The following is a 24,820-nucleotide window of genomic DNA, read 5'->3' on the forward strand; positions in this document are numbered from 1 at the left end:
CCATCTCCTTTTAATTACCCTAGCTTAAATCTATCTTCTTTATAAACAAAGATATCATAAAACAGATAGCATTTACAATGACTATTGTAGCACCAGTAGGAAGATCATAAACAAATGAAATAAACAAACCTACTATTACTGATAAAATAGATATTATTTCAGATATAATTATAGTATTCTTAAAACTAGTAGATATCTGTAATGCTGTTACTGTAGGAAAAATAATCATACTAGAAATCAACATTGTACCTACTATTCTAATGCCAAGAACTACAGTTATTCCTGTTAATATTGATATTAAATAATTTAATTTCTTCACATTTATTCCCATTGCTGTGGCAAAACTTTCATCATAAGTAATAGCAAATAGACTATTATAAAATAATATAATTATAGACAAAATAATTATAGATAATATTACAGAAAGTATTAATTCAAAATCACTAATTACTAAAATACTTCCAAATAGATAACTAAATAAATCAATATTAGATCCCTTAGATAATGAAGAAATCAATATTCCTACTGCTACGGAAAAAGATGAAATCAGACCTATGGAAGCATCACCGTTTAAATTATCTATTTCACTTAATTTTAGTATAAGGACTGAAGCCAGTACTACTATTGGTATGGATATCAATATTGGTGATTGTTTTAATAGCAATGCAATTGCAACTGTTGCAAAGCTTACATGGGCTAATCCATCTCCAATCATAGAATGTTTTCTAAGGACAATAAATATACCCAAGAAAGATGAGGAAATTGCTATTAATATACCTGCAACTATTGCCTTTATCATAAAATCGTAGTGAAACGCATCTTTAATTATAAAAATTATGTTCTCCAATTATATCCCCCCATCTATCTCATCAATATCTATAGGATTTAGATATCTTCTTATTTCTTTTGAATGAAGGAATAATTTATAATCTCCATAAAAAATAAGTTCTGTTTCTAGATATAATACTTTATTTATATATTTTCCCATAGTTTTTAAATCATGGGACACCACTATTATTGTTACTTTCTCCTCTGTATTTAACTCCTTAAGAATCCTATATAGTTCTTCTCTAGTACTGGTATCCAAATAATTAGTAGGTTCATCCAATAATATTACATTAGGAGAAGAAACCATAGCACGTGCTAAAAATACTCTTTGCTGTTGCCCCCCAGATAACTCTCCTATCTTTTTATACTTTAAATCATAAATGTTTAATCTTTTAAGAATATTATCTATTTTTTCATAATCTTCTTCTGTATAAAATTTAAACATCCCCTTATTAGATAATAATCCTGTTGCAACTATTTCTTTTACCTTTGCAGGAAATAATTTATCAGTTTTAATAGTTCTTTGAGGAAGATATCCTATTTGAGCTTCTTTATTAAAGTTTATACTCCCTTTTGCAGGCTCTAATAACCCTAATATTACATTTAATAACGTTGTTTTACCTGAACCATTAGGCCCTATTATACCTAAGTAATCCCCCTTTTCTATGATACAACTAATATTTCTAATTGCATCATTTCTGCCGTATTTAAACGTTAAGTTTTCCACTGTTAATACTCTATTCTTCATATCCAAGTCCTTCTTTTAATCTTTCCAAATTCCCCTTCATAATATCAATATAATTTATATTAGATTCCATTTCTTCCTTAGATAAATTATGTGCACCATGAAGTAATAGCATTTTTGCTCCAGTCTCTTTTGATAATATTCTAGTCACCTTAGGATCAATTAATTCTTCATAATATATTGCCTTTACTCCTGCGTCTTCTATATTTTTAATTAGCTCAATAATCATCTTAGGTGTAGGCTCTGCATCTGGAGAAAATCCTTTATATGGTGTAATATATTCTAAATTATATCTACTTGCAAAATAGCCAAATGCAAAATGTCCCCCATAAATAATCTTATTTGATTTAGTGTTTTTTAAAGTTTTTATAATCTCTTGATCCAATAGGTCTAATTGCTTTTTATATTCTTCTGCATTGGTTATATAAAAATCTTTATTTTCTTCATCTGCTTTTATCATATCCTCTACAATATTATCCACCATTTTTTTTGCATTTATAGGATCTAACCAAATATGAGGATCTTTGCTACCATGAGAATGTCCCTCATGCTCTTCGTGCTCTTCGTGTTCTTCATGTTCTTCATGTTCTTCATGTTCTTCATGTTCCCCATGTTCCTCATGATCTTCGTGATCTTCGTGGTCTAGTAAAGTTATTCCTTTACTAACATCAGTTATTATTAAATTATTTCCATTAATACTATCAGCAATCTTTTTTGCCCAAGGCTCCATATACTCTCCAGTATAAATAAACAAATCTGATTTTTTTATTCTAGCTATATCCTTTGGAGTAGGCTCATAAGAGTGAGATTCTACTCCTGGTGGAAGTAATAAACTTACATCTACTTTATCTTTTCCAATTTCCCTAATAAAATCATATTGAGGAAATAGAGTTGTTATAATCTTTAGTTTCCCATGATTTGCCTCGTCATGATTTTGTTTTTCACTACATCCTGAAATTAATAATACTGCAAAAATAGCAAACATTATCCTCCAAATTTTTCTTTTCATCATCTTTAACTCCTCCTTAATTTAATCTTATTATATCTAATTTTATATGCTAATGCAAACTAATTGCATTTACTTTTTTGTATAAAAAAGCTCTTAACTTAAAAGCTAAGAGTAATTTTATTTACATTTATTATATATAGATATATATTCTTTGTCAATAATATATAAGATAATTTTAAATAAATTACTTTATATATTATTTTTATTCTTTAATCAGTTTAATACTTAGATAATAAAATATATACCCTGCTAAGTAACCACCTATAATATCTGTTGGCCAATGAACCCCTAAGTAAACTCTGCTTATCCCCATTAATAATATCATAATAAAAGCTAAAATATGTATCCATGCCTTTTTCCTATGATTATATGTATTTTTAGCTAATAAAAAAGCTATTGTAGAGTAAAGAGTCATAGTTACCATAGAATGTCCGCTTGGAAAACTAAAACCTCCTTGTTCTACTAGAAAATATTTTAAGGGCCTTGTTCTTTGAAATAACTGTTTTAATAAGTGATTTAATGAATATGAACCTAAAGTCGATATTAACAATAGTTTAGATTCATAATATTTTCTCTTAATTATTGTATATGATATTATCATAGCCATTATAGGGAGTAAAAATCCACTTGAACCTATAAATGATATAAATCTCATTAAAGATAATAATAATGGATTAGTATTAGTATGCATATAATCCATTACCCACACATCAAATAATATACCTTCACTACTTCCCTTTACCATAAACCCCAGAATAAAAAATATTATTATCATTAAACTTAAAGTCATTATTTTTTTATACTTAGCCATCTATTCACCCTATTTCTTATTTTATTAAATCAATTATATCAAATATCCTATAAAATATAAAATAATTAGGTTGATTTCCTTATATAATTTCAACCTAATTAAATCTTATATTTATTCTTCTATATTTTTAAAGCCGTCTCCCAATACTTCATAAACATTACTTACTGTAATAAAAGCATTCTTATCTATTCTCTTTATATAATTTTTTAGTTTTATAAAATCCCTTCTATCTACAACTGTAACTACTATATCCTTTTTATTGCCTGTATAAGCTCCTTTAGCACTATATAGAGTTGCCCCTCTTTCTAAATTGTTTATTATATATTCCTTAATATCATTACTATATTCGCTTATTATATTTACTTCCTTACATAAACTTATCCCTTCAATTGTCCAATCTATTACCATGCCATTTAATATAACTCCCAATAGAGAATACATTCCTAATTTAGGACCAAATGTAAATCCAGCCATTATTGTTATTGCAAAGTCTGAGATAAGTACTCCTTTACCAAGTTCTATTCCAAAAAATTTATTCATTATCTTAGCTATTACATCGGTTCCTCCTGTAGATGCATTTTGATTAAAGACAATCCCTATACCTATAGCAGATATAAAAACTCCAAAAATAAGCTGCAATATAATATCCTCTACTAAAGGCTGGCGAATAGGAATAGTTTTCTCAAGGAAAGAAACAATTACAGAAGTTCCTATACTAGCATAAATAGTCTTAAATCCAAAGCTAGTTCCAACAATTAGAAAACCGATTGCAAATAAAATTATATTAACTATTATCATAATAGTTCCTATGGATAAGATTGGAATCCAATTATTAATCACAATGGCAAGGCCGTTAGCACCTCCTATGGCTAATTTCTCTGGCATAAGAAAGAAATATAGTCCTAAAGCCACCATTATCATTCCAATAGTTATAAATACATACTCTTTTAATTTTTCTCTCAAAAATATTCCTCCCTTATTAATAATATAAAAAATATCCATCAACGAATCAAAATTAGTTTTTCACCTACATCTTAGGGAATCAAAGATTCCCACAGCCTGTCAGTATTCATATAAATCAAGTTTTAAAATAAAGAGGTAAAAATAAAACTTTCTATTCATTATAAAAAACCTCCCAAATCTAAAATATTTTGGGAGGCATGAAAAATAGACGGATCATAATACAATTCGTCATATACTAAAAATCCGCTTTAACACCCCCCTATTCACCGTAGAGTTTCCTAGTGCATAAGTAAAGGCAGGTCTTCTGACTCTGGTTCATAAAAATTTAAAGTCTTCCCAAATAATCAGTGACATTAATTTTAAATCTCTCCCCATTACAGCGGCGGGACCGTATAGGATTTTAACCTATTTCCCTTTTAAGTAGATAATATTTTATTCTACACCTTTACATAAATATTTAATTATAATTCTAAGTATATAATATAATTACAGTATAGTCAATATTGACACAATGTCTAATAGTATCTATCTTTTTTAACAATTTCTCTATTTTCATTATCATATCTTTCAATACAAATTTTTCCTTATTCATACTTTATCCTTATCTCACCCTCTGAGAAAACTCCTATAATATTATTTGCCATTATAAACATATAAGTTAAATAATCATCTATCAATATCTCTAAGATCTTTTATGTTTTACTTTAATGTCTATATATATCTTTTCCATACAATCCCCCATATTTATCAGATATCATCTACATATACAATAAATATCTAGATTTGGTTTCATATTATAGCATAAAATAAATTATAACATATAAATTTTCTTATATTAATATAAAAACTCCCTATAGAACCATATCTATAGAGAGTTTTTAATTTTTTTCCTAATAATTATTTAAAGGATTCTCCCATCTTTATTAATTCATCTTTCGCAATACCTCTTCCATTTAACATATAAATAACACCATTATCTTCCCAGTCAAGATTATTATCATATAGTAAAGCATCTACACCATTAATATTTATCTTTTCAACCTTTTTTGCTCCAGTTTCATATGCAGTTTCTTCATCAGCAAATCTCTGCTGCATATATATATATTCTCCAGTTTTATCATTGGTAAAAAACATAGAAATATATTTAGTATTTTCTACCATATCATTCTCATTTTCTCTAAAAAATTCAGCCCTATCAAATTTATATCCTTCTGGCAAATAACTAGGAAGTTTAACATCGAAACAAGTATAATTATTTAATTCACTAGGATTTTTAACTATTAAGTCTTTTATTTCTCTTCTCTTTTCTTTTTCATCAGCTGTTACTATCTCTATATTACCACTCTCATCAGCACTAAAGCCGCCAATCTTTTCTCCATCAGCTGTATACATTTTTTGAGTTTTATCTCCTAAAAATACTTCTATTGGTTTCCCATGTTTATCAAAGATTTTGCCTTTAAGTTCCTCTGGAACTGGAAGGGATTCTACAGATTCTTCCTCTATTACTGTTACATGTCCAAGAGTTATAGTTCGTACTACTTTATCTACTAATTCTTGTGCAAAGGATGTTCTCATAGTAGAAACACCTAGTATACATACTAAAGCAACTGAAGCCACCTTCACCATTGGATGTTTAAATTTACTTGATTTTTTCATATTATCTTTTCCTCCATATTCATTAATATTTTTTAAAGTCTTATTAAATATTTCCTCTTTGTTACTATTCTTACTAAAGTCCTTATGAGATAATAATTTTCCCAATTGCAAAAGTTCTTTATATTCCCCTTCAAAATAGTTTGGAGGTTCTTTACCATTGAGATAATCATCTATATCTATGGAAAGTCTATCTTCAATGTTCTTTTTGTTCAAATTCATCCCCTCTTTCCAATTTTCTTTTTAACTTTTTCATTGTACGATAGAGAATTACACCAACATTACTTTCAGTTATATCTAATACCTCTGCAATTTCTACATTTTTTAAATTTGCACCAAATTTAAGTGCTACAATATTTCTTTCTCTTTCATCTAAAATTTTTAATGCTTCTAAAAGTTCATTATTTGTTTCTTCTATCTCAATTATGTTTTCTGGTGTTCCTATATTAGATATTAAGTCTTTAATTTTATCAATTGAAAATAATTTGCATTTTTTTAACTCTCTAAAATAATCATTTACCACATTTCTAGCTATGGCAAATAGCCATACCTCAAATTGTGCCTTTTCTTCGGAGTAAGTATCTATCTTAACCATTGCCTTCTCAAAAATCTGACTTGTTAAATCTTCTGCTGCATGATAAGCATTGATGCGATAATATACATAGTTATATACTCTTTTATAATATGTTTCAAAAATATAACCAAAATCTCTTTCCTTATAAAGATGTTTTTCTGATTGTTTTTTATCTAAAATATCTATTAATGCAACTTGTTGCAATTTTTTAAAACCTCCTTCCTTCACTTAGCTAAGTAAAACTAATCTCATATGTTAATACGGTAACTTTTCGATTCCATTACATATTATTTTAAATTTTATCATAAAAAGATGGAAAAATTTATTTATAGTATTACAAATATCCAATGACCTTTTATTTCAAATCTTATTATAGAAAAGCAAAAGACCCTAGTATGGTAATAATGATCCCCTTATAATGAATAAAGCAATTTATCTCACTAGAGTCTTTGTAATATTAAATTTTCCTAATACATTTTAAGTCTTTTAATTCTTAAATAAAGCTTTTTAATAAGTATAAATAAATCCAATGATAATTTTAATATATAATATTTATTTTTAACTAAACCATTAGATAGAAAAAGAAGATAGCATAAGCTATCTTCTTTTTCTTGGTGGTGCTATATGAATCGCTTGATTTTCTAATCCTAATGTCGCTTCATAAAATGTTTCTGAAAGAGTTGGATGGGCATGAATTGTTCTCATTATACTATGGATATCTAAATCATTAGCTATTGCTAATGCTCCCTCAGCAATTAAATCATTTGCATGAGGCCCAAGTATATGAACTCCTAGAACCTTTTTATCTTCTTCCCCAGCAAGTATTTTTATTATTCCTTCTCCTTCTCCTAAGGATAAAGCTTTTCCATTGGCTGCAAACATAAACTTACTTGCTTTATAAGCTATCCCTTTTTCCTTGAGTTCTTCTTCAGTATAACCTACATGGGCTACTTCATTCATTGTAAATACACAGTTTGGATAGATATCTAAGTTAATATCTGGTGTATGTCCCATTATTTTTTCCATTACATATACACCTTGAGCTGATGCTACATGAGCTAATTGAACTCCTCTATTTACGTCTCCTATAGCATATATACCTTCTATATTGGTCTCAAACTCATTATTTACAAAAACACCTTTATTATCATATTTAATTCCTAGTCCATCAAGATTTAGTCCTTCCATTACAGGACCTCTACCTGACGCAATAAGTACTTTATCACCTATCACTTCTATTTCTTCATCTTTTTCTTTATATTTAGCCAATACCCTAAGCTTGTCCCCTTCTTTGGTAATTTCCTTAGCTCTAATATCAACATAGGTTTCAATTCCTTGTTTCTTTAACATTGGAACAAGTCTTCTTGAAATCTCCTTATCTGCATCCTTTAAAATCCTAGACGCTAAGAGAATTACTTTGGAACCTAATTCCTGATAAATACTTGCAAATTCTAGCCCTATTACTCCACCACCTACTACAATTAAAGTTTCTGGAATTTCATCCATCTCTAGAAGTTCATCCGATGTAATTACACCTTCTAAATCTACTCCTTTTGTTTCAGTCATTTGAGGTTTAGAGCCCGTAGCTATAACTATATTATCTACTGTTATTTCCTTTGTACTTCCATCCTTTAAATCTATAGAAATATTATTTTTATCTTTTATATTAGCTGTTCCACGTAAAAATTCTATGTTTTTATAAGAGGATATAAGTTGTTCAATACCTCCTACTAAAGTATCTACAACTTTGTTTTTTCTCTCTTGCAGTGCTTTTCCATCCATTTTAAATTCACCTGCTGTAATTCCAAATTCAGCAGCTCTTCTAAAATTGGACATAATCTCCGCATTTCTAAAATAAGTTTTAGTAGGGATACAGCCTCGGTTAAGGCATGTACCCCCTACTTCTCTATTCTCTATTAAGATTATATCAGCACCAAGTTGAGCTCCTCTTATTGCTGCTACATAGCCTCCTGGACCAGCTCCTATAACGGCAATAGTTTTAGTCAAATGGTACACCTACCCTTCGTATTTAAGCACAGGATTTCTTGCTGCTTTTGTTTCATCTGGTCTGCTTACAATAGTATTAAGAGGCGCATCCTTCAACAATTGTGGGTTTTCACTTGCCTCTTTAGAAATCTCAATCATAGCATCTATAAATTCATCAAGTGTTTCTTTAGATTCAGTTTCTGTTGGTTCAATCATAATTGCTTGGTTAATGATTAATGGGAAGTATACTGTTGGTGGATGATAGCCTTTATCAAGTAATCTCTTAGCTATATCCAGTGTAGTCACTTCTGATAATGTATCCTTTAATCCACCCAACACAAATTCATGTTTGAATATAGTATCTATTGGTAAATAGTAATATTCTTTTAATTTATTAGCCATGTAGTTAGCATTTAATACAGCTATTTCACTAGCTTTCTTCAATCCATCACTACCCATTGTTAGGATATAAGTATATGCTCTAACTAATATTCCAAAATGTCCAAAGAAATCTTTAACCTTACCTATAGTATGTGGTACATTATAATCTAGATAGTATCTATCTCCATCTTTTTGTACCACTGGAACCGGTAAGAATTCTTCAAGATGCTTTTTAACTCCTATTGGTCCTGAACCTGGTCCTCCACCACCATGAGGTGTTGAGAAAGTTTTATGGATATTGAAGTGAACTACGTCAAATCCCATATCTCCTGGCCTTGCATGACCTAAGATAGCATTAGCATTGGCTCCATCATAGTATAATTGTCCTCCTGCATCATGAACAATTTTAGCAATTTCTTTAATATGCTTATCGAATATACCAAGAGTATTTGGATTTGTAAGCATTAATCCTGCTGTATCATCTCCTACTACAGCTTTAAGTGCTTCTAAATCTACCAATCCATCTTTAGTTGACTTAACTTCTACTATTTTATATCCAGCCATTGCTGCTGTAGCTGGGTTTGTACCATGAGCTGAATCCGGAACTATGATTTTATTTCTCTTAAAATCTCCATTCTTTTCATGATATGCCTTAATAACCATAATACCAGTTAACTCACCATGAGCACCAGCTGCTGGTTGTAAGCTCATTTTATCCATACCAGCTATTTCAGATAAGGATTTATCTAGTTCGTACATTAATTGTAATGCACCTTGAGTACAGCATTCCGATTGATATGGATGAAGATTTGCAAATCCATTATACCTACATGTATCTTCATTGATTTTTGGATTATATTTCATGGTACATGAGCCTAATGGGTAAAATCCAGTATCTACACCATAATTTTTATTTGATAAATTTGTATAGTGTCTAATTACATCAACCTCAGACAACTCTGGAAAATCAAGTTCAGTCTCAGATAAAAATTCTTGTGGAATAAAATCATTTATGTCTTTATCTTCTACATCTAGTGCTGGAAGATTATATGCCCTTCTTCCTGGTTTAGATAATTCAAATATTAGTTTATCATACTTTCTCATTTTATCCCCTCCAATACACTACTTAATCTATCTATTTCTTCCTTTGTCCTCTTTTCTGTTACTGCATATAGGATAGAATTTTTAAATTGGGGATAATCTTTACCTAGGTGATATCCACCTATTATTTTTTCCTTTATTAATTCTTGATTTATATTATCAGCATCTATATCAGATGTAATAGCAAATTCTTTAAAGAATGGCTTATCAAAAAGTGGTTTATATTTACCAGATTTAGTAAGCTTTTCAAAAGCATAATGAGCTTTCTTTGTACTTTGAAGTGCAACTTCTCTTAACCCTTCTTTTCCTAGAGTTACCATATAGATAGTTGCTGCTAATACATTTAAGCCTTGATTAGAACAGATATTAGAAGTAGCTTTTTCTCTTCTTATATGTTGTTCTCTAGCTGTAAGTGTTAGAACAAAAGATCTTTTGCCATCTTTATCTTCTGTCTGTCCTACTATTCTACCAGGTAATTTTCTCATATATTCAGATTTAGTAGCTATAAAGCCTAAATATGGTCCACCAAATGATAAAGGTATGCCCATACCTTGAGCTTCTCCCACTACTACATCAACACCTAATTCACCTGGTTTCTTTAAAATAGCAAGAGATATTGGATCAACAGATGCTATAAAACTAGCTTTCTTAACCTTGTGAGTAATTTCTCCTGTAGCCTTTAAATCTTCGATTATACCAAAGAAATTTGGACTTTGAACTATAACGGCTGCAGTATTATCATTTACCTTACTTTCTAATTCTTCTAAATCAGTAACTCCATCTTTCATATCAACTTCTATAACCTTTAGTCCTTGCACATGTGCATAAGTTTTTAGAACCTGTATGGACTCTGGTCTTACTGTCTTAGATATTATAATCTCATCTTTTCTTGAAGTTGCTGCAGCCATTAAAGCCGCTTCAGTAATAGCAGTACCGCCATCATATAATGAAGCATTTGCAACATCCATTCCAGTTAAATTACATATAAGTGTCTGGAATTCAAATATATATTGAAGTGTTCCTTGACTTATTTCTGGTTGATATGGAGTATATGATGTATAAAATTCTGATCTTGAAATAATATGATTTATTATTGAAGGAATATAATGATCATATGCTCCTGCACCAATGAAACAAGGCATTTCACTAGTTGAACAGTTCTTTTTTGCTAATGAGGTTAAATATGAACTAACTTCAAGTTCACTCTTTGCCTTAGGTAAGTTTAATTCTCTATTTAATCTCATATCCTCAGGAATATCACTGAATAAATCTCCTAAAGAATTAAATCCTATAGATTTTAGCATTTCCTGCTCGTCTTCGTGAGTAGTTGCTATATATGGAAACATATTTTATTCCTCCTCAGCTAAAAACTTTTCATATTCCTCACTTGTCATTAATTCTTCTAATTCATCTTTATTAGTCATCTCTACTTTAATCATCCAGTTTTCATATGGATCTGCATTTAAAAGAGCAGGGTCATCTATTAGTTCTTCATTCACTTCTACTACTTTTCCACTTACTGGCATATAAATATCTGCAGCTGCTTTAACTGATTCCACAGCTGAAAAAGCTTCTTCTTTTTCAATTTCATCATCAACTTCTGGAAGCTCTACATATACTATATCTCCTAGGTGATGTTGTGCATAGTCAGCAACACCTATAGTCCCTAAATTTCCTTCTAATTTTACCCATTCATGATCCTTAGTATAATGTAATCCTTTTACAACCTTCATCTTTTAACCCTCCTAATTTATTATTATATTTATTATTTATTTAAGAACTTTTTACTAATTATTTTTGCTTTAGCTGGCTTATTTCTTATCATAATATCAATTTCTGTTCCTAACTCTGTATATTCAGGTGAAATAAGTGCATTACCAATATTTCTCTTAAGAGTTGGTGACATATATCCTGTAGTAACATGTCCTATTACCTTGCCGTCTTTTTGTATTTCATATCCTTCTCTTGGAATTCCTCTGTCAATCATTTCAAATCCTGCTAATTTTCTCTTAAGCCCTTCTTTCCATTGTTTGTTAAGAGCTTCCTTACCTATAAAATCTGATGCTTTGTCAAGCTTTACAAAATATTTAAATCCACCCTCTAAAGGATTTATCTCAGCTGAAATTTCATGACCATATAATGGCAATGAAGCCTCAAATCTAAGTGTATCTCTACATCCTAATCCACAAGGTTTAATGCCTTCTTCCTTTCCTGCTTCAAGCATATCTTTCCATACCTTTACTATACCTTCATTAGTTGTATAAACCTCAAAACCATCCTCTCCAGTATAGCCAGTTCTGGAAACCATACATTCTACTCCATTGATATCTACTTTTCTATTTAATGTAAAGAAAGTAATTGTATTTAAATCAGTTTTTGTTAATTTTTGTAGTACTTTTTGTGCTAGAGGTCCTTGTATTGCTACTTCTCCAACAGTATCGGAAATATTAGTGATTTCTACGTCAAAATTACCTTTTTGCTCTAATATCCATTTGTAATCCTTTGCCGTATTTGAAGCATTTACTACTAGGTAATAATCATCATGAGCTAATCTATATACTAATAGGTCATCTACTACTCCTCCATCAGGTGCACACATAAAAGTATAGACTATTTGGTTATCTACAACTTTAGATATATCATTTGTCATAAGATAATCCACAAATGCTAAAGCGTCCTTTCCTTTAATAGTGATTTCACCCATATGGGATACATCAAATAAACCTACAGCATTTCTAACAGCTTCATGTTCTGCAATTAAACCCTCATATTGTACTGGAAGATACCATCCTGCATAATCAACAACTTTTCCTCCTAATTCTACATGCTCATCATATAATGGGGTTTTCTTTGCTTCCATTTAACCACTCCTTCCCTTATTTTTTCATATCTACAAATATCTTACCCTATTATCTAAAATTTAAACTGATTTTATTCATAGATAAGTAGTTGTTATGATATTGTAGTATGCCTTAATTATACAAGAGGAGTTAAAAATATGCAATACCGTTATTAAGTTGAAATTACTTAATTTAAATCTTGTAAATGAGGTGTTTCCAATGTTAAATGGCATTTTATATAATTGACAAAAATTTAGCAACTTATTTTTAATTCACTTTATCCACATTATCCACAATCATCCGTGGATAATTTATGTAAACTCTTTATTCTCTCCTAAGTATTAATTTCTCTAATATCCATAAATCTCCATTATCAATTATTCACAATTGTTAAGCTTATCCACAATTTTTATCAACATCTTAAAATTCATGATTTATATCTATGTTATTAAAATAATTCATTACCCCTACATATATTGACCAAGCTATTTTTTCCTGATATGATTCATCTACTAATAACTTTTCTTCTATTGTATTTGATAGAAAGCCACACTCAACTAGTGCAGTGGGAATACTAACTTCATTTAATATATATACATCATCTCTTTTTTGTGGCTGCCTTTTATTATTTTTATCCAATACATTTCTCAATTCTTCTTGTATTATAGATGCTAATTTTTCTCCTTCTAAAGAACCATTTTTATAAAATGTCTGAGCTCCATAGTAAGATGATCTGGTGAAACTGTTTAAATGTATGGATATAAGTATTTCACTACCACTATTCTCTATAATTTCTTTTCTCTTTTTTAAATCTTCTGTCTTCATTTGCCTAAGAGTCTTAGACTCCGATGTATACAAAGCCTTATCTGTTGTCCTAGTCATAAAAACTATTCCACCACTCTGTTCAATCAGCCGTTTTAATTTTAATGATATAGCTAAATTTATCTCGTCTTCTTTAATTCCATTTTTACTTACTGCCCCTGGATCCACACCTCCATGACCTGGATCTATAGCGATAATCTTATTTGATATTGGCAAATAACTTACTGGCATGGTTCTAAATTGCTTTAATAAACTATAGATTAAGATTAAAGTTATAAAGAGTACCAATATCAATATTCTAATATATCTTTTTTTGATAATAAGTAATTTCATCTTTTCTTATCCCCTCCTATAGAAATATATTGTAATTATACAAAGTATATTCCAAGGAAAAACAGATAAATTATTTAGGCATATTACGCAGTTTCACAACTCAAATTTATTTGCTCCCTATCGGTCGCATAAATTTGGTGCTCATTGCGTTTGACCTACATCAGCTTACTAACGTTCGCTGTATTAGGTCATAAAAAAAGCACTGGCTATCCAGTGCTTCCAACTATCTCTTACTAAATTGTGGTGATCTTCTTGCTTTCTTAAGACCGTATTTCTTTCTTTCCTTCATTCTTGAATCTCTTGTTAAATGTCCTGCCTTTTTAAGTATAGGTCTTAACTCTTCATCTGATTCAATTAGTGCTCTTGCTATACCATGTCTAATTGCACCAGCTTGACCTGTGAATCCACCGCCTTCAACATTTACTAAAACATCATATTTATCCATAGTTTCAGTGATAACAAGTGGTTCTTTTGCAACTACTCTCAAAGTTTCATAATCAAAATATTCATCTATATCTCTTTTATTTATAGTAATATTACCATTTCCTGGTACCAATCTAACTCTTGCTACAGAAGTCTTTCTTCTTCCTGTTCCCAAAAATTGTATATTAGCCACTTACAGTCCTCCTTTCTCGTGAGCATTAAAATTCATATATCTCAGGTTGTTGAGCTTCGTGATTATGTTCTGCTCCACTATAAACTTTTAACTTTTTAATCATCTTTCTTCCTAGACTATTTTTAGGAAGCATACCTTTTACTGCTAATTCAATAGCCATTTCTGGTTTCTCTTCCATCATTCTTTTATATGATATTTCTCTCCCGCCTCCTGGATATCCAGTATGGTAGAAATGACTTTTTTGTTCTAATTTTTTACCAGTTAATTTAATTTTATCTGCATTTATTATAATAACAAAGTCACCAGTGTCTACATGAGGAGTATATATTGGCTTATTTTTTCCACTCAATATTGTAGCTACCTCTGTAGCTAATCTTCCTAATACTTTGCCTTCTGCATCTATCACATACCATTTTCTATCAACTTCGTTTGTTTTAGCCATAAAGCTTTTCATCATTTTCCCTCCTTATACCGACGTTGAGTAGTCAAAATTAAAAAAGTTCCGGGGCTTTTTTAAACACTCTAATATATTCTAATACAAGTAATTATCTATGTCAAGACGTTTTTTAAGAGTAATATACTTTTTCTAAAAATAATCCTTGTGGTGGAGCTGTAGGTCCTGCTCCTTTTCTTTTCTTATCTAGAATTATCTTAGGTAATTTATCCCCATCAATTTTCCCAAATCCAATGTAAAGTAATGTACCCACAATTATCCTTACCATATTTCTTAAAAAACTATTTCCTTCTATACTAAACTCTATTAGCTCTTTATTCTTTTTTATAGATACATCATAGATTGTTCTAATGGTACTATTAACTTCTGAATCAGCAGCCATAAATGAGGAAAAATCATGAGTTCCTATTAGATGCTGTGAAGCTTCTATCATTTTATTTATATCAATATCATAGGGTACATGATAGGAGAAATTTCTATATATAGCTCTTGGTAATTCTCCATTATATACTATATATTTATATCTCTTTTTTATAGCATCAAATCTTGAATGAAATTTTAAATCTACTTCCTCTGATTCTATAATAGTAATATCATCAGGTAATAAAAACTTTAGGGCATATTTATACTTCTCCCCTGGAATACTTGATGTGGTTAAAAAGTTTGCAACCTGTCCTAATGCATGAACCTTACCGTCAGTTCTCCCAGAACCAATAAGCTTTATTTTTTCTCCTACTAATATTTCTATAGCATCTTCTAATTTTTCTTGTATTGTTATAGCATTTTCTTGTTTCTGCCATCCAGAATAATTTGTCCCTTCATATTCAATAATAAGCTTAATATTTTTCATAATTACCCCTATATATATTTAATACTTATAATAAATCCAAAAAATATAATCATAGATATTAATATTATTATATCTGTTTTTTCTAGCTTTAACTCATTTAACCTAGTCCTATTATCTCCACCTCTATAACACCTTGCTTCCATTGCTGTAGCAAGTTCATCAGCCCTTCTAAAAGCATTTATAAATAAAGGAACTAATAATGGAACTAAATTTTTTGCTCTGCTCAATATATTCCCAGATTCAAAGTCAGCACCTCTTGCCATTTGAGCTTTCATTATTTTATCAGTTTCCTCTAATAGAGTGGGAATAAATCTTAGAGCTATGGTCATCATCATAGCTAATTCATGAGCTGGTAATCCAATTTTCTTTAATGGTATCAATAGTTTTTCTATTCCATCAGTCAATGCTATGGGCGATGTTGTAAGGGTAAGAAGGGAAGTTCCCGTAATTAAAAAGATTAATCTTAATGCCATAAAAACAGCTAAATATAATCCCTCTTTAGTTACAACTAAAGGTCCTATTTCAAATAATACTTCTCCCTTGGTCATAAAAATATTGATAGAAAAAGTTATTAGTATTATGAATAAAAGTGGTCTTATTCCCTTTAAAATAAATTTTAATGGCACATTTGATATCTTAACTACAATAAGGATAAAACTCAATATAAATATATATGGAATAAAGGTATTAATGAAAAACAGAGATGCTATAAATAATGAGATTATAATTATCTTCACTCTTGGGTCTAATTTGTGAATTATAGTATTCCCAGGAAAATATTGACCTATTGTTATATCTTTAAGCATCTTTTTTTCTCCTTAAAAACTCTAATATTTCTTCCTTAGCTTCATCTACTGTTAATACATCGTCCTTAACGTCATTTCCCTTTTCCTTAAATCTTTTCATAAACTTGGTTATTTGTGGAACCCCTAGACCTATACTTTCTAATTCTTCTGCTTTTCTAAAGATTTCTCTAGTACTGCCATCCATTTGTAATTTACCTTTATGCATTACAAGTATCCTGCCTACTAATTTTGCCACATCTTCCATACTATGAGATACTAATATTATTGTAATGCCACCTTTTTGATAAAGTTTCTGAATTTCACCTAAGATTTCATCTCTACCTCTAGGATCCAATCCTGCTGTTGGCTCATCTAAAACCAATATCTTAGGTTTCATAGCTATTACTCCTGCTATGGCTACTCTTCTCTTTTGTCCACCACTTAATTCAAATGGAGATCTATCTTTCAGTTCCTCAAAATCCAAACCTACTAACTCCATAGATTCTTTTACCCTATCATAGATTTCTTCTTCACTAAGACTTAAATTTTTTGGACCAAAGGCAATATCCTTATATATAGTTTCCTCAAATAATTGGTGCTCTGGATATTGAAATACAAGACCTACTTTTTGTCTAACTTCCTTTAGATTGGCATCCTTTGTAGTTATATTTATATTATCTATTATAATATTGCCTGAGGTAGGTTTTATCAGTCCATTCAAATGTTGTACAAATGTAGATTTGCCAGAACCTGTATGACCTATTAATCCTATAAATTCTCCTTCATCTATTTCTAGATTTATATTGTCAAGAGCCTTTTTTTCAAAGGGAGTATTTGGATTATATATATAATTTAAATTATTTATTTTCATCATCATAATAATTCCACCAGTTCTTCTATAGATAGTATGTCTTCTTTTATATCTAATCCTTCTTTTCTTAATTCATATACTAATTCAGTTACCTGTGGTACATCTAGGCCTAATTCTTTAACTTTATCTACTTGTTTAAATACTTCTTTTGGTGTTCCTTCCATGACTATTTCTCCTTGCTCCATTACAAGGATTCTATCAGCCTCTACAGCTTCATCCATATAGTGAGTAATTAAAACTATTGTCTTCTTTTCATCTTTATTTAACTTCTTTATGGTGTTCATTACTTCTATTCTACCTATGGGGTCTAACATGGCTGTTGGTTCATCTAAAATAATACAGTCCGGCTCCATAGCCAAAATTCCAGCGATAGCAATCCTTTGTTTTTGCCCCCCTGATAAAAGATGAGGTGCATGTTTTTTATACTCTGTCATTTCAACTACTTCTAAAGCTTCATCTACCCTAGTTCTTATTTCTAATGGAGATATGCCTAAGTTTTCTGGTCCAAAGGCCACATCTTCTTCTACTATTGTGGCAACTATTTGGTTATCTGGATTTTGGAATACCATCCCTGCTTTTTCTCTTATTTCCCATATTCTTTCTGTATCTTTAGTATTCATACCCATTACATAAACATTTCCATTTGTAGGCATTAAAAGTCCATTCATAAGCTTAGCTAAAGTAGATTTACCCGAGCCATTATGACCTAGAATTACTAAAAATTCTCCATTCTTAACCTCTAAGTTAAGTTCTTTTACAGCCTTTTGTATACTATCGTCTATTAATGATTTATATTCATAGGTAACCTCTTCGATTTTTATCATTGTATTGTTCATAGTTATACCTCTAATTATTTATTATTTCCATTATCTAATATAACATAAGGATACCCTTAATTCAATCTACAATTCACAATCTTACAGTTTTATAGCTTAAATTTGATTAACATTTCACAGTTTCGCAACTCAAGTTTATTTACTCGCTATGCTCATATGAATTTGGTTCTCGTTGCCTTTGACCTATATCAGGTTTAGATGGCTTCAATTAACTCTGTTGGTTAATGCTGGGTTGTTTACGCAGTTTCGCAACTCAAATCTATTTGCTCGCTTCGCTCACATAGATTTGGTGCTCATTGCGTTTGACCTACCATCGATTTGCAAAAAACGCAAATCGGGTTAGGTCATAAAATAAAGGGACTAAGCTTAAACTTAATCCCCTACCCTTTATACTAGTTCTAATATAGCCATTTCTGCTCCGTCTCCACGACGAGGTCCAACTTTTAATACTCTTGTGTAGCCACCGTTTCTCTCTTGATACTTTGGTCCTATTTCATCAAATAGTTTTTTTACTACATCTTCATCATATACATAAGCTAAAACTTGACGTCTAGCATGTAAATCTCCTCTTTTTGCTAAGGTTATCATTTTATCTGCCATTCTTTTTGTTTCCTTAGCTCTAGTAACTGTTGTTTCTATTTTTCCGGTTCTCAACAAGGATGTTACTAGATTTCTAAGCATTGCTTTTCTTTGATCTGTAGGGCGACCAAGTTTTCTTAACGTTGTCACATTTATCCCTCCTTCATGCCTTGTTACTCATCAGATTTCTTTAGACTCAATCCTAATTCAGCAAGTTTTCTTTGTACTTCCTCAAGGGATTTCTTACCAAGATTTCTTACTTTCATCATGTCTTCCTCTGTTTTTTGTGTTAATTCTTCTACTGTATTTATAGCTGCTCTCTTCAAACAGTTATAACTACGTACTGAAAGATCTAACTCTTCAACAGTCATTTCAAGAACTTTTTCTTTCTTGTCCTCTTCTTTTTCCACCATTATTTCAACTTCACTAACATGTTCAGTTAGCCCAATAAAAAGATTTAAGTGTTCTGTAAGTATTTTTGCTCCTAAAGAAGTGGCTTCATCAGGATCCATAGTTCCATTTGTCCATACTTCTAGAATCAATCTATCATAGTCAGTAATCTGACCTACTCTTGTATTTTCTACTGCAAAGTTTACCTTCTTCACTGGAGTAAATGCAGAGTCAACGGGTATAACGCCTACTGGTTGACCTTCTTTTTTATTTCTCTCGGCTACTACATAGCCTCTACCCTTTACTAATTCAAGTTCCATGTATAGATTACCATCTTCATTCACGGTAGCAATATGATGATCCTTATTTATGATCTCCACATCTGGACCTGTAATAATATCTCCTGCTGTTACAACCTGAGACCCCTGTGCCTCAATCCTCAAGGTTACAGGTTCATCAGTGTATATTTTAGCTGCAAGACCCTTTATATTTAATATTATTTCTGGTACATCTTCCAATACACCTGGTATAGTTGAAAATTCATGTAGCACTCCTTGAATTTTTATTGAAGATACCGCTGCACCTGGTAATGAAGATAACAACACTCTTCTCAATGAATTTCCTAAGGTTGTACCATAGCCCCTCTCTAGTGGCTCTACCATAAACTTTCCATAACTCTCATCATCACTCAACTCTAGAATTTCAATTCTTGGTTTTTCAATTTCTATCATTAACATTAACCCTCCTTAAAATTTGGTTTGTTAAAGTACGAGGGCAACTGATTTTGTTATGAATACTATTATTTAGAATATAACTCAACGATTAAGTGTTCTTCTACTGGTATATCTATATCCTCTCTAGTTGGTTCAGCTACTATGCTACCCTTTAATTGATCAATATCCACACTTATCCATTTAACAGTGTTGCCATTATGATTTTCTACTAAACTCTTAATTTTTTCGCTTCCTCTAGTTCTTTCTTTTATCTCAACAACATCTCCAACAGAAAGAATTACAGATGGTATATCTACTTTAGAACCATTAACTAAGAAATGACCATGTGTAACTAATTGTCTTGCTTCTGCTCTTGATGATGCAAAACCCATTCTATATACAACATTATCTAATCTTAGCTCAAGTATTTTAAGTAGATTTTCACCTGTTATTCCTCTCATTTTATCTGCCATTATAAAATATTTAACCATTTGAGACTCAGAAATTCCATAGAATCTACGAACTTTTTGTTTTTCTCTAAGCTGCATTCCATATTCTGTTACTTTCTTTCTTGATTGTCCGTGCTGTCCTGGTGCATAGTTTCTCTTAGCTACTGCACATTGGTCTGTATAGCATCTATCTCCCTTAAGAAATAGTTTCATACCTTCTCTACGACACAGTCTGCAAACTGGACCTGTATATCTTGCCATCTACTACACCTCCTATTAAACTCTTCTACGTTTTGGTGGTCTACATCCATTATGAGGAATAGGAGTAACATCTTTAATCATATTTACTTCTAATCCCGTTGCTTGTAAAGACCTAATTGCTGCTTCTCTTCCTGAACCTGGTCCCTTAACGTATACTTCTACACTCTTTAATCCGTGTTCCATAGCTTTTTTAGCTGCTTCTTCAGCTGCCTGCTGTGCTGCATAAGGAGTAGATTTCCTTGAACCTCTAAAACCTAATTGTCCAGCACTAGCCCATGACAATACATTACCTTGTAAATCTGTTAGGGTAACCATAGTATTGTTGAATGTTGATGAGATATGTGCTTGACCTCTCTCTATATTCTTACGTTCTCTTCTTCTAACACGAGTTACTTTGCCTTTTTTAGCTGCCACTTAATTTCCCTCCTTTACCTACTTCTTCTTAGATACCAATCTCTTTGGACCTTTTCTTGTTCTAGCATTAGTCTTAGTTCTTTGGCCTCTTACTGGAAGTCCTCTTTTATGTCTCATACCTCTATAACAATTTATTTCTCTAAGTCTTTTTATATTTAGAGCAACTTCTCTTCTCAAGTCACCTTCTACATGATAACCATCTATAACAGCTCTAAGGCTTGCTACTTCAGACTCTGTTAAATCTTTTACCCTAGTGTCTGGATTTACCCCAGCCTTTGCCAATATCTCATTTGCTCTTGGTCTACCAATACCAAATATATATGTTAAACCAACTTCAACTCTCTTGTCTCTTGGTAAGTCAACACCTGCTATTCTTGCCATTAATGTTTACACCTCCTAAAATAAATACATTCGCAAAATAGTGACCTCTCTATTAACCTTGTTTTTGCTTATGTCTTGGATTTTCACAAATAACCATGACCTTTCCGTGTCTTTTGATTATTTTGCATTTTTCACATATCTTCTTAACTGATGGTCTTACTTTCATTTAAATCCCTCCTATGCTACTTGTTTCGCCAGGTTATTCTGCCTCTAGTCAAATCATAGGGTGACAGTTCAACTGTTACCTTATCTCCAGGAAGTATCCTTATATAATTCATTCTCAATTTTCCAGAAATATGGGCTAATATTTCATGACCATTTTCTAGCTTTACTTTAAAAATAGCATTAGGTAAAGCATCTACTACCGTACCTTCAACTTCAATAACATCAGATTTAGACATTAGGTTTTCGAACCTCCTGTTCAAACAAATTTAGAAACTCTTATTGAAAGGTTCTAATAATTTTCTTATATATGCATTATTAATTTTAATTTTATTATCTAATTTATACTGTAGTTCGGATAAAACAGTATTATAAATAATCAAATGTTTTAACTTTTTCTGTTTTGGATTGTCAAGTTTTCTTAAACTGCCATCTACAATCAATACATTTTGACTGTCTATAATGTCCAGTACTAAGAAAACTTTTCCTTTATCCCTTCCAGCTCTCGACTTAACCACCTGACCGACGGCTATGTCGTCACTTAAATCCATTATAAATTCACCTCTTTATAATAGCTTATTAAAAACGCTGGTTCCTTTACGAAAGGTATTACCTTCCTCATTATTTATCTTCCAAAGCTTTCACTATAGTTTCAAAGACTTCGTTTATTGGTTTAGTCCCATCTACATTAAGTATTATCCCTTTTTCTTGATAATAATCAATTAGTGGCTGTGTTTGATTAAGATATACTTCTATCCTAGTAGCCACTGTTTCATGAGTATCATCATCTCTTTGAAATAATTCTCCCTTATCTATATCACATAAATTTTCAACCTTAGGTGGATTAAATTTAATATGATAAGATGAGCCACATGTTTTACAAATCCTTCTACCAACAGCTCTTTCAATTAAAATTTCCTTGTCTGCATCAATATTAACAACTTTATCAAGTTTTATACCCATTTTTATAAGTTCCTTGTCTAAAGCCTCCGCTTGATTTATAGTTCTTGGAAATCCATCTAAAAGAAACCCGTGGACGCAGTCTTCTCTAGTCAATCTATCCTTCACAATTGAAACCACAAGTTCATCTGGTACTAAAAGACCTTTATCCATATATTCTTTGGCCTTTTTTCCTAATTCAGTTCCATCTTTGATATTGGCTCTGAATATATCTCCAGTTGAAATATGTGGTACGTTATATTTTTTTACTATAGCTGATGCTTGAGTTCCTTTACCTACACCAGGTGGCCCTAATAAGATTAGTCTCAAAATAATCATCTCCTATAGCTTAATTTAAAAATCCTTTATAATGTCTCATCAACATTTGTGCTTCCATTTGTTTAACAGTTTCTAATGCAACCCCTACAACTATTATTATACTTGTTCCTCCAAAGCTAACATGCATATGGAATATCTTAGATAAAATAATTGGTAAAGATGCTAAAACCGCTAAAGATAATCCGCCAACAAATGTAATTCTAGTTACAACTCTATTTAAATGTTCAGATGTTGGTCTTCCTGGTCTAATACCTGGAATAAAACCACCATTTTGCTGTAAATTCTTTGCATATTCTACAGTATTAAATTGAATAGCCGTATAAAAATACGTAAAGAACATAATCAACAGAATATTTAATATAGAATATATCCAAACACCTACATTGCCTTGTGGTGTTAGATATTTAGTTATCCATGCTGAAGGAGAACCCTTAGTAAATAATGCAATTGTCTGTGGGAAGGCAAGCAAAGATGACGCAAAGATTACAGGCATTACTCCTGCCATTGACACCTTTACAGGTATATGAGTGGACTGTCCACCATACATTTTTCTTCCAACTACTCTCTTAGCATATTGTACTGGAATTCTTCTTTCTCCCTCTTGTAATGCAACTACAAATGCAATGATAACTAAAAATACTATAGCAAAAATAGCTACCTTTATTGCACTTAATTCACCTATACTTATTAGGTTAAATGTATTTATTAAATCTTTAGGTAATCTAGATATAATCCCTATAAATATTATAAGTGATATACCATTACCGATTCCTTTTTCAGTTATCATGTCTCCTATCCACATTAAAAATGCAGTACCTGCTACCATAGTAATTATAACTATTGTAGTTTGCAAAGCATTAATAGTCTCTAATGCTGAACTAAAAAATCCAAAAGTATATCCTATGGCTTGAATTAATGCTAATCCCATAGCTGTATATCTAGTATATTTTGTTATTTTCTTTTTTCCTTCTTCTCCCTCTTTAGCTAATTCTTCCAATCTAGGAATAGCTATAGTAAGAAGTTGAATTACTATTGATGCTGTAATATATGGATATATATTAGTAGCAAATATGCTAAAGTTACTTAAGGTTCCACCGCCCATTAAATCAAGGAATTGTAATATTCCACCCTTAGTCTTTTCGAATATATCAGCTATAATATCCTTATTCATATATGGAACAGGTATGCTTGAGCCTAATCTAAAAACCAATAGCATTAATAACGTGAATATAATTTTCTTTCTAATCTCGGGTATCCTCCAGGCATTCCTTAAGGTCGAAAGCATTTATATCACCTCTACCTTTCCTCCTGCAGCCTCGATCTTTTCAGCGGCAGTTTTACTAAATTTTTGTGCCTGTACAGTAAGCTTGATGTTAATTTCTCCATCTCCAAGTATCTTCACTCCATCTTTTGCTTTTCCTTTTTTTACTATTCCTTCATTGAATAAAAGTTCTGGAGTAACAACTGTGTTTTCTGGGAATCTATTTAATTCTTCAATATTTACTATGGCATATTCTTTTGCAAATATATTAGTAAAGCCACGTTTTGGCATTCTTCTAAATAATGGCATTTGGCCACCTTCAAACCCTGGTCTAACTCCACCGCCTGATCTTGAGTTTTGACCTTTATGACCTTTACCAGATGTCTTTCCAAGACCAGAACCAATACCTCTTCCTAGTCTTTTTTTAGCTTTAGTTCCTCCGCCAACATTTGGTCTTAAATCATTTAGTTTCAT

31 protein-coding genes and 1 riboswitch are annotated in these 24,820 nt (G+C 31.0%); all 31 genes read right to left on the reverse strand.

What is annotated here, in order from left to right:
- Window positions 1-19: 19 nt before the first annotated feature.
- Window positions 20-847, reverse strand: a complete 828-nt coding sequence (locus tag RT714_RS03575) for a metal ABC transporter permease (protein WP_313756239.1) — start codon at window positions 845-847, stop codon at window positions 20-22.
- Window positions 848-1,576 (reverse strand): ABC transporter ATP-binding protein, encoded by a 729-nt coding sequence (locus RT714_RS03580; protein ID WP_313756240.1) that lies wholly within the window; start codon window positions 1,574-1,576, stop codon window positions 848-850.
- Entirely contained in the window at window positions 1,566-2,585 is a 1,020-nt protein-coding gene (locus RT714_RS03585; protein ID WP_313756241.1) for a metal ABC transporter solute-binding protein, Zn/Mn family, read from the reverse strand. Before RT714_RS03585 ends, RT714_RS03580 begins: the two co-directional genes overlap by 11 nt.
- Before the next feature lie 199 nt (window positions 2,586-2,784).
- Complete coding sequence (locus tag RT714_RS03590) at window positions 2,785-3,393, reverse strand: phosphatase PAP2 family protein (protein ID WP_313756242.1); 609 nt, start codon at window positions 3,391-3,393, stop codon at window positions 2,785-2,787.
- A 111-nt stretch (window positions 3,394-3,504) separates the two neighbouring features.
- Complete coding sequence (locus RT714_RS03595) at window positions 3,505-4,356, reverse strand: YitT family protein (RefSeq protein WP_313756243.1); 852 nt, start codon at window positions 4,354-4,356, stop codon at window positions 3,505-3,507.
- Window positions 4,357-4,632: 276 nt separating this feature from the next.
- Window positions 4,633-4,818, reverse strand: a riboswitch (cobalamin riboswitch).
- Window positions 4,819-4,825: 7 nt separating this feature from the next.
- Window positions 4,826-4,948 (reverse strand): hypothetical protein, encoded by a 123-nt coding sequence (locus RT714_RS03600; protein WP_313756244.1) that lies wholly within the window; start codon window positions 4,946-4,948, stop codon window positions 4,826-4,828.
- 305 nt (window positions 4,949-5,253) lie between these two features.
- Window positions 5,254-6,225 carry a DUF4367 domain-containing protein gene (locus RT714_RS03605; protein WP_313756245.1) on the reverse strand — a complete coding sequence of 324 codons (972 nt, stop codon included), beginning with the start codon at window positions 6,223-6,225 and terminating at the stop codon, window positions 5,254-5,256.
- Window positions 6,206-6,787: a sigma-70 family RNA polymerase sigma factor gene (locus RT714_RS03610; RefSeq protein ID WP_313756246.1), complete on the reverse strand. Its 582-nt coding sequence runs from the start codon at window positions 6,785-6,787 to the stop codon at window positions 6,206-6,208. The genes RT714_RS03605 and RT714_RS03610 overlap by 20 nt, the downstream gene beginning before the upstream one ends.
- A 393-nt stretch (window positions 6,788-7,180) precedes the next feature.
- Window positions 7,181-8,599, reverse strand: coding sequence for a dihydrolipoyl dehydrogenase (lpdA, locus tag RT714_RS03615; RefSeq protein WP_313756247.1), 1,419 nt, complete (start codon window positions 8,597-8,599; stop codon window positions 7,181-7,183).
- Window positions 8,600-10,054 carry an aminomethyl-transferring glycine dehydrogenase subunit GcvPB gene (gcvPB, locus tag RT714_RS03620; protein WP_313756248.1) on the reverse strand — a complete coding sequence of 485 codons (1,455 nt, stop codon included), beginning with the start codon at window positions 10,052-10,054 and terminating at the stop codon, window positions 8,600-8,602.
- Entirely contained in the window at window positions 10,051-11,397 is a 1,347-nt protein-coding gene (gcvPA, locus tag RT714_RS03625) for an aminomethyl-transferring glycine dehydrogenase subunit GcvPA (RefSeq protein WP_313756249.1), read from the reverse strand. The genes gcvPB and gcvPA overlap by 4 nt, the downstream gene beginning before the upstream one ends.
- A gap of 3 nt (window positions 11,398-11,400) precedes the next feature.
- Complete coding sequence (gene gcvH / locus RT714_RS03630; RefSeq protein ID WP_313756250.1) at window positions 11,401-11,784, reverse strand: glycine cleavage system protein GcvH; 384 nt, start codon at window positions 11,782-11,784, stop codon at window positions 11,401-11,403.
- Between the two features lie 32 nt (window positions 11,785-11,816).
- Entirely contained in the window at window positions 11,817-12,911 is a 1,095-nt protein-coding gene (gcvT, locus tag RT714_RS03635; protein WP_313756251.1) for a glycine cleavage system aminomethyltransferase GcvT, read from the reverse strand.
- Window positions 12,912-13,311: 400 nt separating this feature from the next.
- A complete protein-coding gene (gene cwlD, locus RT714_RS03640) occupies window positions 13,312-14,046 on the reverse strand; it encodes an N-acetylmuramoyl-L-alanine amidase CwlD (RefSeq protein ID WP_313756252.1) in 735 nt (244 codons plus the stop codon).
- 223 nt (window positions 14,047-14,269) lie between these two features.
- A complete protein-coding gene (gene rpsI / locus RT714_RS03645; RefSeq protein WP_313756253.1) occupies window positions 14,270-14,662 on the reverse strand; it encodes a 30S ribosomal protein S9 in 393 nt (130 codons plus the stop codon).
- 25 nt (window positions 14,663-14,687) lie between these two features.
- Window positions 14,688-15,116 carry a 50S ribosomal protein L13 gene (gene rplM / locus RT714_RS03650; RefSeq protein WP_313756254.1) on the reverse strand — a complete coding sequence of 143 codons (429 nt, stop codon included), beginning with the start codon at window positions 15,114-15,116 and terminating at the stop codon, window positions 14,688-14,690.
- A 112-nt stretch (window positions 15,117-15,228) separates the two neighbouring features.
- Complete coding sequence (gene truA, locus RT714_RS03655; RefSeq protein WP_313756255.1) at window positions 15,229-15,966, reverse strand: tRNA pseudouridine(38-40) synthase TruA; 738 nt, start codon at window positions 15,964-15,966, stop codon at window positions 15,229-15,231.
- 8 nt (window positions 15,967-15,974) lie between these two features.
- Window positions 15,975-16,772: an energy-coupling factor transporter transmembrane component T gene (locus RT714_RS03660; protein WP_313756256.1), complete on the reverse strand. Its 798-nt coding sequence runs from the start codon at window positions 16,770-16,772 to the stop codon at window positions 15,975-15,977.
- Complete coding sequence (locus tag RT714_RS03665) at window positions 16,765-17,628, reverse strand: energy-coupling factor transporter ATPase (RefSeq protein ID WP_313756257.1); 864 nt, start codon at window positions 17,626-17,628, stop codon at window positions 16,765-16,767. The genes RT714_RS03660 and RT714_RS03665 overlap by 8 nt, the downstream gene beginning before the upstream one ends.
- Window positions 17,625-18,446: an energy-coupling factor transporter ATPase gene (locus RT714_RS03670; RefSeq protein ID WP_313756278.1), complete on the reverse strand. Its 822-nt coding sequence runs from the start codon at window positions 18,444-18,446 to the stop codon at window positions 17,625-17,627. Before RT714_RS03670 ends, RT714_RS03665 begins: the two co-directional genes overlap by 4 nt.
- Before the next feature lie 399 nt (window positions 18,447-18,845).
- Entirely contained in the window at window positions 18,846-19,187 is a 342-nt protein-coding gene (gene rplQ, locus RT714_RS03675) for a 50S ribosomal protein L17 (RefSeq protein ID WP_216557440.1), read from the reverse strand.
- 23 nt (window positions 19,188-19,210) lie between these two features.
- A complete protein-coding gene (locus tag RT714_RS03680; protein ID WP_313756258.1) occupies window positions 19,211-20,158 on the reverse strand; it encodes a DNA-directed RNA polymerase subunit alpha in 948 nt (315 codons plus the stop codon).
- 68 nt (window positions 20,159-20,226) lie between these two features.
- The gene (rpsD, locus tag RT714_RS03685) at window positions 20,227-20,850 is read right to left on the reverse strand and encodes a 30S ribosomal protein S4 (protein ID WP_313756259.1); all 624 of its coding nucleotides are present in this window, start codon (window positions 20,848-20,850) and stop codon (window positions 20,227-20,229) included.
- Window positions 20,851-20,865: 15 nt separating this feature from the next.
- The gene (gene rpsK / locus RT714_RS03690) at window positions 20,866-21,264 is read right to left on the reverse strand and encodes a 30S ribosomal protein S11 (protein WP_072976924.1); all 399 of its coding nucleotides are present in this window, start codon (window positions 21,262-21,264) and stop codon (window positions 20,866-20,868) included.
- An 18-nt stretch (window positions 21,265-21,282) separates the two neighbouring features.
- Complete coding sequence (gene rpsM / locus RT714_RS03695; RefSeq protein ID WP_072976922.1) at window positions 21,283-21,645, reverse strand: 30S ribosomal protein S13; 363 nt, start codon at window positions 21,643-21,645, stop codon at window positions 21,283-21,285.
- Between the two features lie 52 nt (window positions 21,646-21,697).
- Window positions 21,698-21,811 (reverse strand): 50S ribosomal protein L36, encoded by a 114-nt coding sequence (rpmJ, locus tag RT714_RS03700; protein ID WP_072976919.1) that lies wholly within the window; start codon window positions 21,809-21,811, stop codon window positions 21,698-21,700.
- A 16-nt stretch (window positions 21,812-21,827) separates the two neighbouring features.
- On the reverse strand, window positions 21,828-22,046 hold the full coding sequence (infA, locus tag RT714_RS03705; protein WP_072976916.1) for a translation initiation factor IF-1: 219 nt from the start codon (window positions 22,044-22,046) through the stop codon (window positions 21,828-21,830).
- 30 nt (window positions 22,047-22,076) lie between these two features.
- Window positions 22,077-22,358: a KOW domain-containing RNA-binding protein gene (locus RT714_RS03710; RefSeq protein ID WP_313756260.1), complete on the reverse strand. Its 282-nt coding sequence runs from the start codon at window positions 22,356-22,358 to the stop codon at window positions 22,077-22,079.
- 70 nt (window positions 22,359-22,428) lie between these two features.
- Window positions 22,429-23,076 (reverse strand): adenylate kinase, encoded by a 648-nt coding sequence (locus RT714_RS03715; protein WP_313756261.1) that lies wholly within the window; start codon window positions 23,074-23,076, stop codon window positions 22,429-22,431.
- A 19-nt stretch (window positions 23,077-23,095) separates the two neighbouring features.
- The gene (gene secY / locus RT714_RS03720; RefSeq protein ID WP_313756262.1) at window positions 23,096-24,370 is read right to left on the reverse strand and encodes a preprotein translocase subunit SecY; all 1,275 of its coding nucleotides are present in this window, start codon (window positions 24,368-24,370) and stop codon (window positions 23,096-23,098) included.
- Window positions 24,371-24,820, reverse strand: coding sequence for a 50S ribosomal protein L15 (gene rplO / locus RT714_RS03725; protein ID WP_072976908.1), 450 nt, complete (start codon window positions 24,818-24,820; stop codon window positions 24,371-24,373). It lies immediately after the preceding gene.

Source organism: Tissierella sp. (genome assembly GCF_032104385.1).
Classification (GTDB): domain Bacteria; phylum Bacillota; class Clostridia; order Tissierellales; family Tissierellaceae; genus Tissierella.

Coding starts and splice junctions, on each gene's coding strand:
- RT714_RS03590 (WP_313756242.1), bottom strand. CDS start 3,393: ATGGCTAAGTATAAAAAAATAATGACTTTAAGTTTAATGATAATAATA.
- truA (WP_313756255.1), bottom strand. CDS start 15,966: ATGAAAAATATTAAGCTTATTATTGAATATGAAGGGACAAATTATTCT.
- rpsM (WP_072976922.1), bottom strand. CDS start 21,645: ATGGCAAGAATAGCAGGTGTTGACTTACCAAGAGACAAGAGAGTTGAA.
- RT714_RS03665 (WP_313756257.1), bottom strand. CDS start 17,628: ATGATGATGAAAATAAATAATTTAAATTATATATATAATCCAAATACT.
- rplM (WP_313756254.1), bottom strand. CDS start 15,116: ATGAAAAGCTTTATGGCTAAAACAAACGAAGTTGATAGAAAATGGTAT.
- gcvH (WP_313756250.1), bottom strand. CDS start 11,784: ATGAAGGTTGTAAAAGGATTACATTATACTAAGGATCATGAATGGGTA.
- secY (WP_313756262.1), bottom strand. CDS start 24,370: ATGCTTTCGACCTTAAGGAATGCCTGGAGGATACCCGAGATTAGAAAG.
- infA (WP_072976916.1), bottom strand. CDS start 22,046: ATGTCTAAATCTGATGTTATTGAAGTTGAAGGTACGGTAGTAGATGCT.
- RT714_RS03670 (WP_313756278.1), bottom strand. CDS start 18,446: ATGATAAAAATCGAAGAGGTTACCTATGAATATAAATCATTAATAGAC.
- RT714_RS03710 (WP_313756260.1), bottom strand. CDS start 22,358: ATGGATTTAAGTGACGACATAGCCGTCGGTCAGGTGGTTAAGTCGAGA.
- RT714_RS03660 (WP_313756256.1), bottom strand. CDS start 16,772: ATGCTTAAAGATATAACAATAGGTCAATATTTTCCTGGGAATACTATA.
- rpsD (WP_313756259.1), bottom strand. CDS start 20,850: ATGGCAAGATATACAGGTCCAGTTTGCAGACTGTGTCGTAGAGAAGGT.
- gcvPB (WP_313756248.1), bottom strand. CDS start 10,054: ATGAGAAAGTATGATAAACTAATATTTGAATTATCTAAACCAGGAAGA.
- gcvPA (WP_313756249.1), bottom strand. CDS start 11,397: ATGTTTCCATATATAGCAACTACTCACGAAGACGAGCAGGAAATGCTA.
- rpmJ (WP_072976919.1), bottom strand. CDS start 21,811: ATGAAAGTAAGACCATCAGTTAAGAAGATATGTGAAAAATGCAAAATA.
- cwlD (WP_313756252.1), bottom strand. CDS start 14,046: ATGAAATTACTTATTATCAAAAAAAGATATATTAGAATATTGATATTG.
- RT714_RS03600 (WP_313756244.1), bottom strand. CDS start 4,948: ATGAATAAGGAAAAATTTGTATTGAAAGATATGATAATGAAAATAGAG.
- RT714_RS03680 (WP_313756258.1), bottom strand. CDS start 20,158: ATGATAGAAATTGAAAAACCAAGAATTGAAATTCTAGAGTTGAGTGAT.
- RT714_RS03585 (WP_313756241.1), bottom strand. CDS start 2,585: ATGATGAAAAGAAAAATTTGGAGGATAATGTTTGCTATTTTTGCAGTA.
- gcvT (WP_313756251.1), bottom strand. CDS start 12,911: ATGGAAGCAAAGAAAACCCCATTATATGATGAGCATGTAGAATTAGGA.
- RT714_RS03580 (WP_313756240.1), bottom strand. CDS start 1,576: ATGAAGAATAGAGTATTAACAGTGGAAAACTTAACGTTTAAATACGGC.
- rplO (WP_072976908.1), bottom strand. CDS start 24,820: ATGAAACTAAATGATTTAAGACCAAATGTTGGCGGAGGAACTAAAGCT.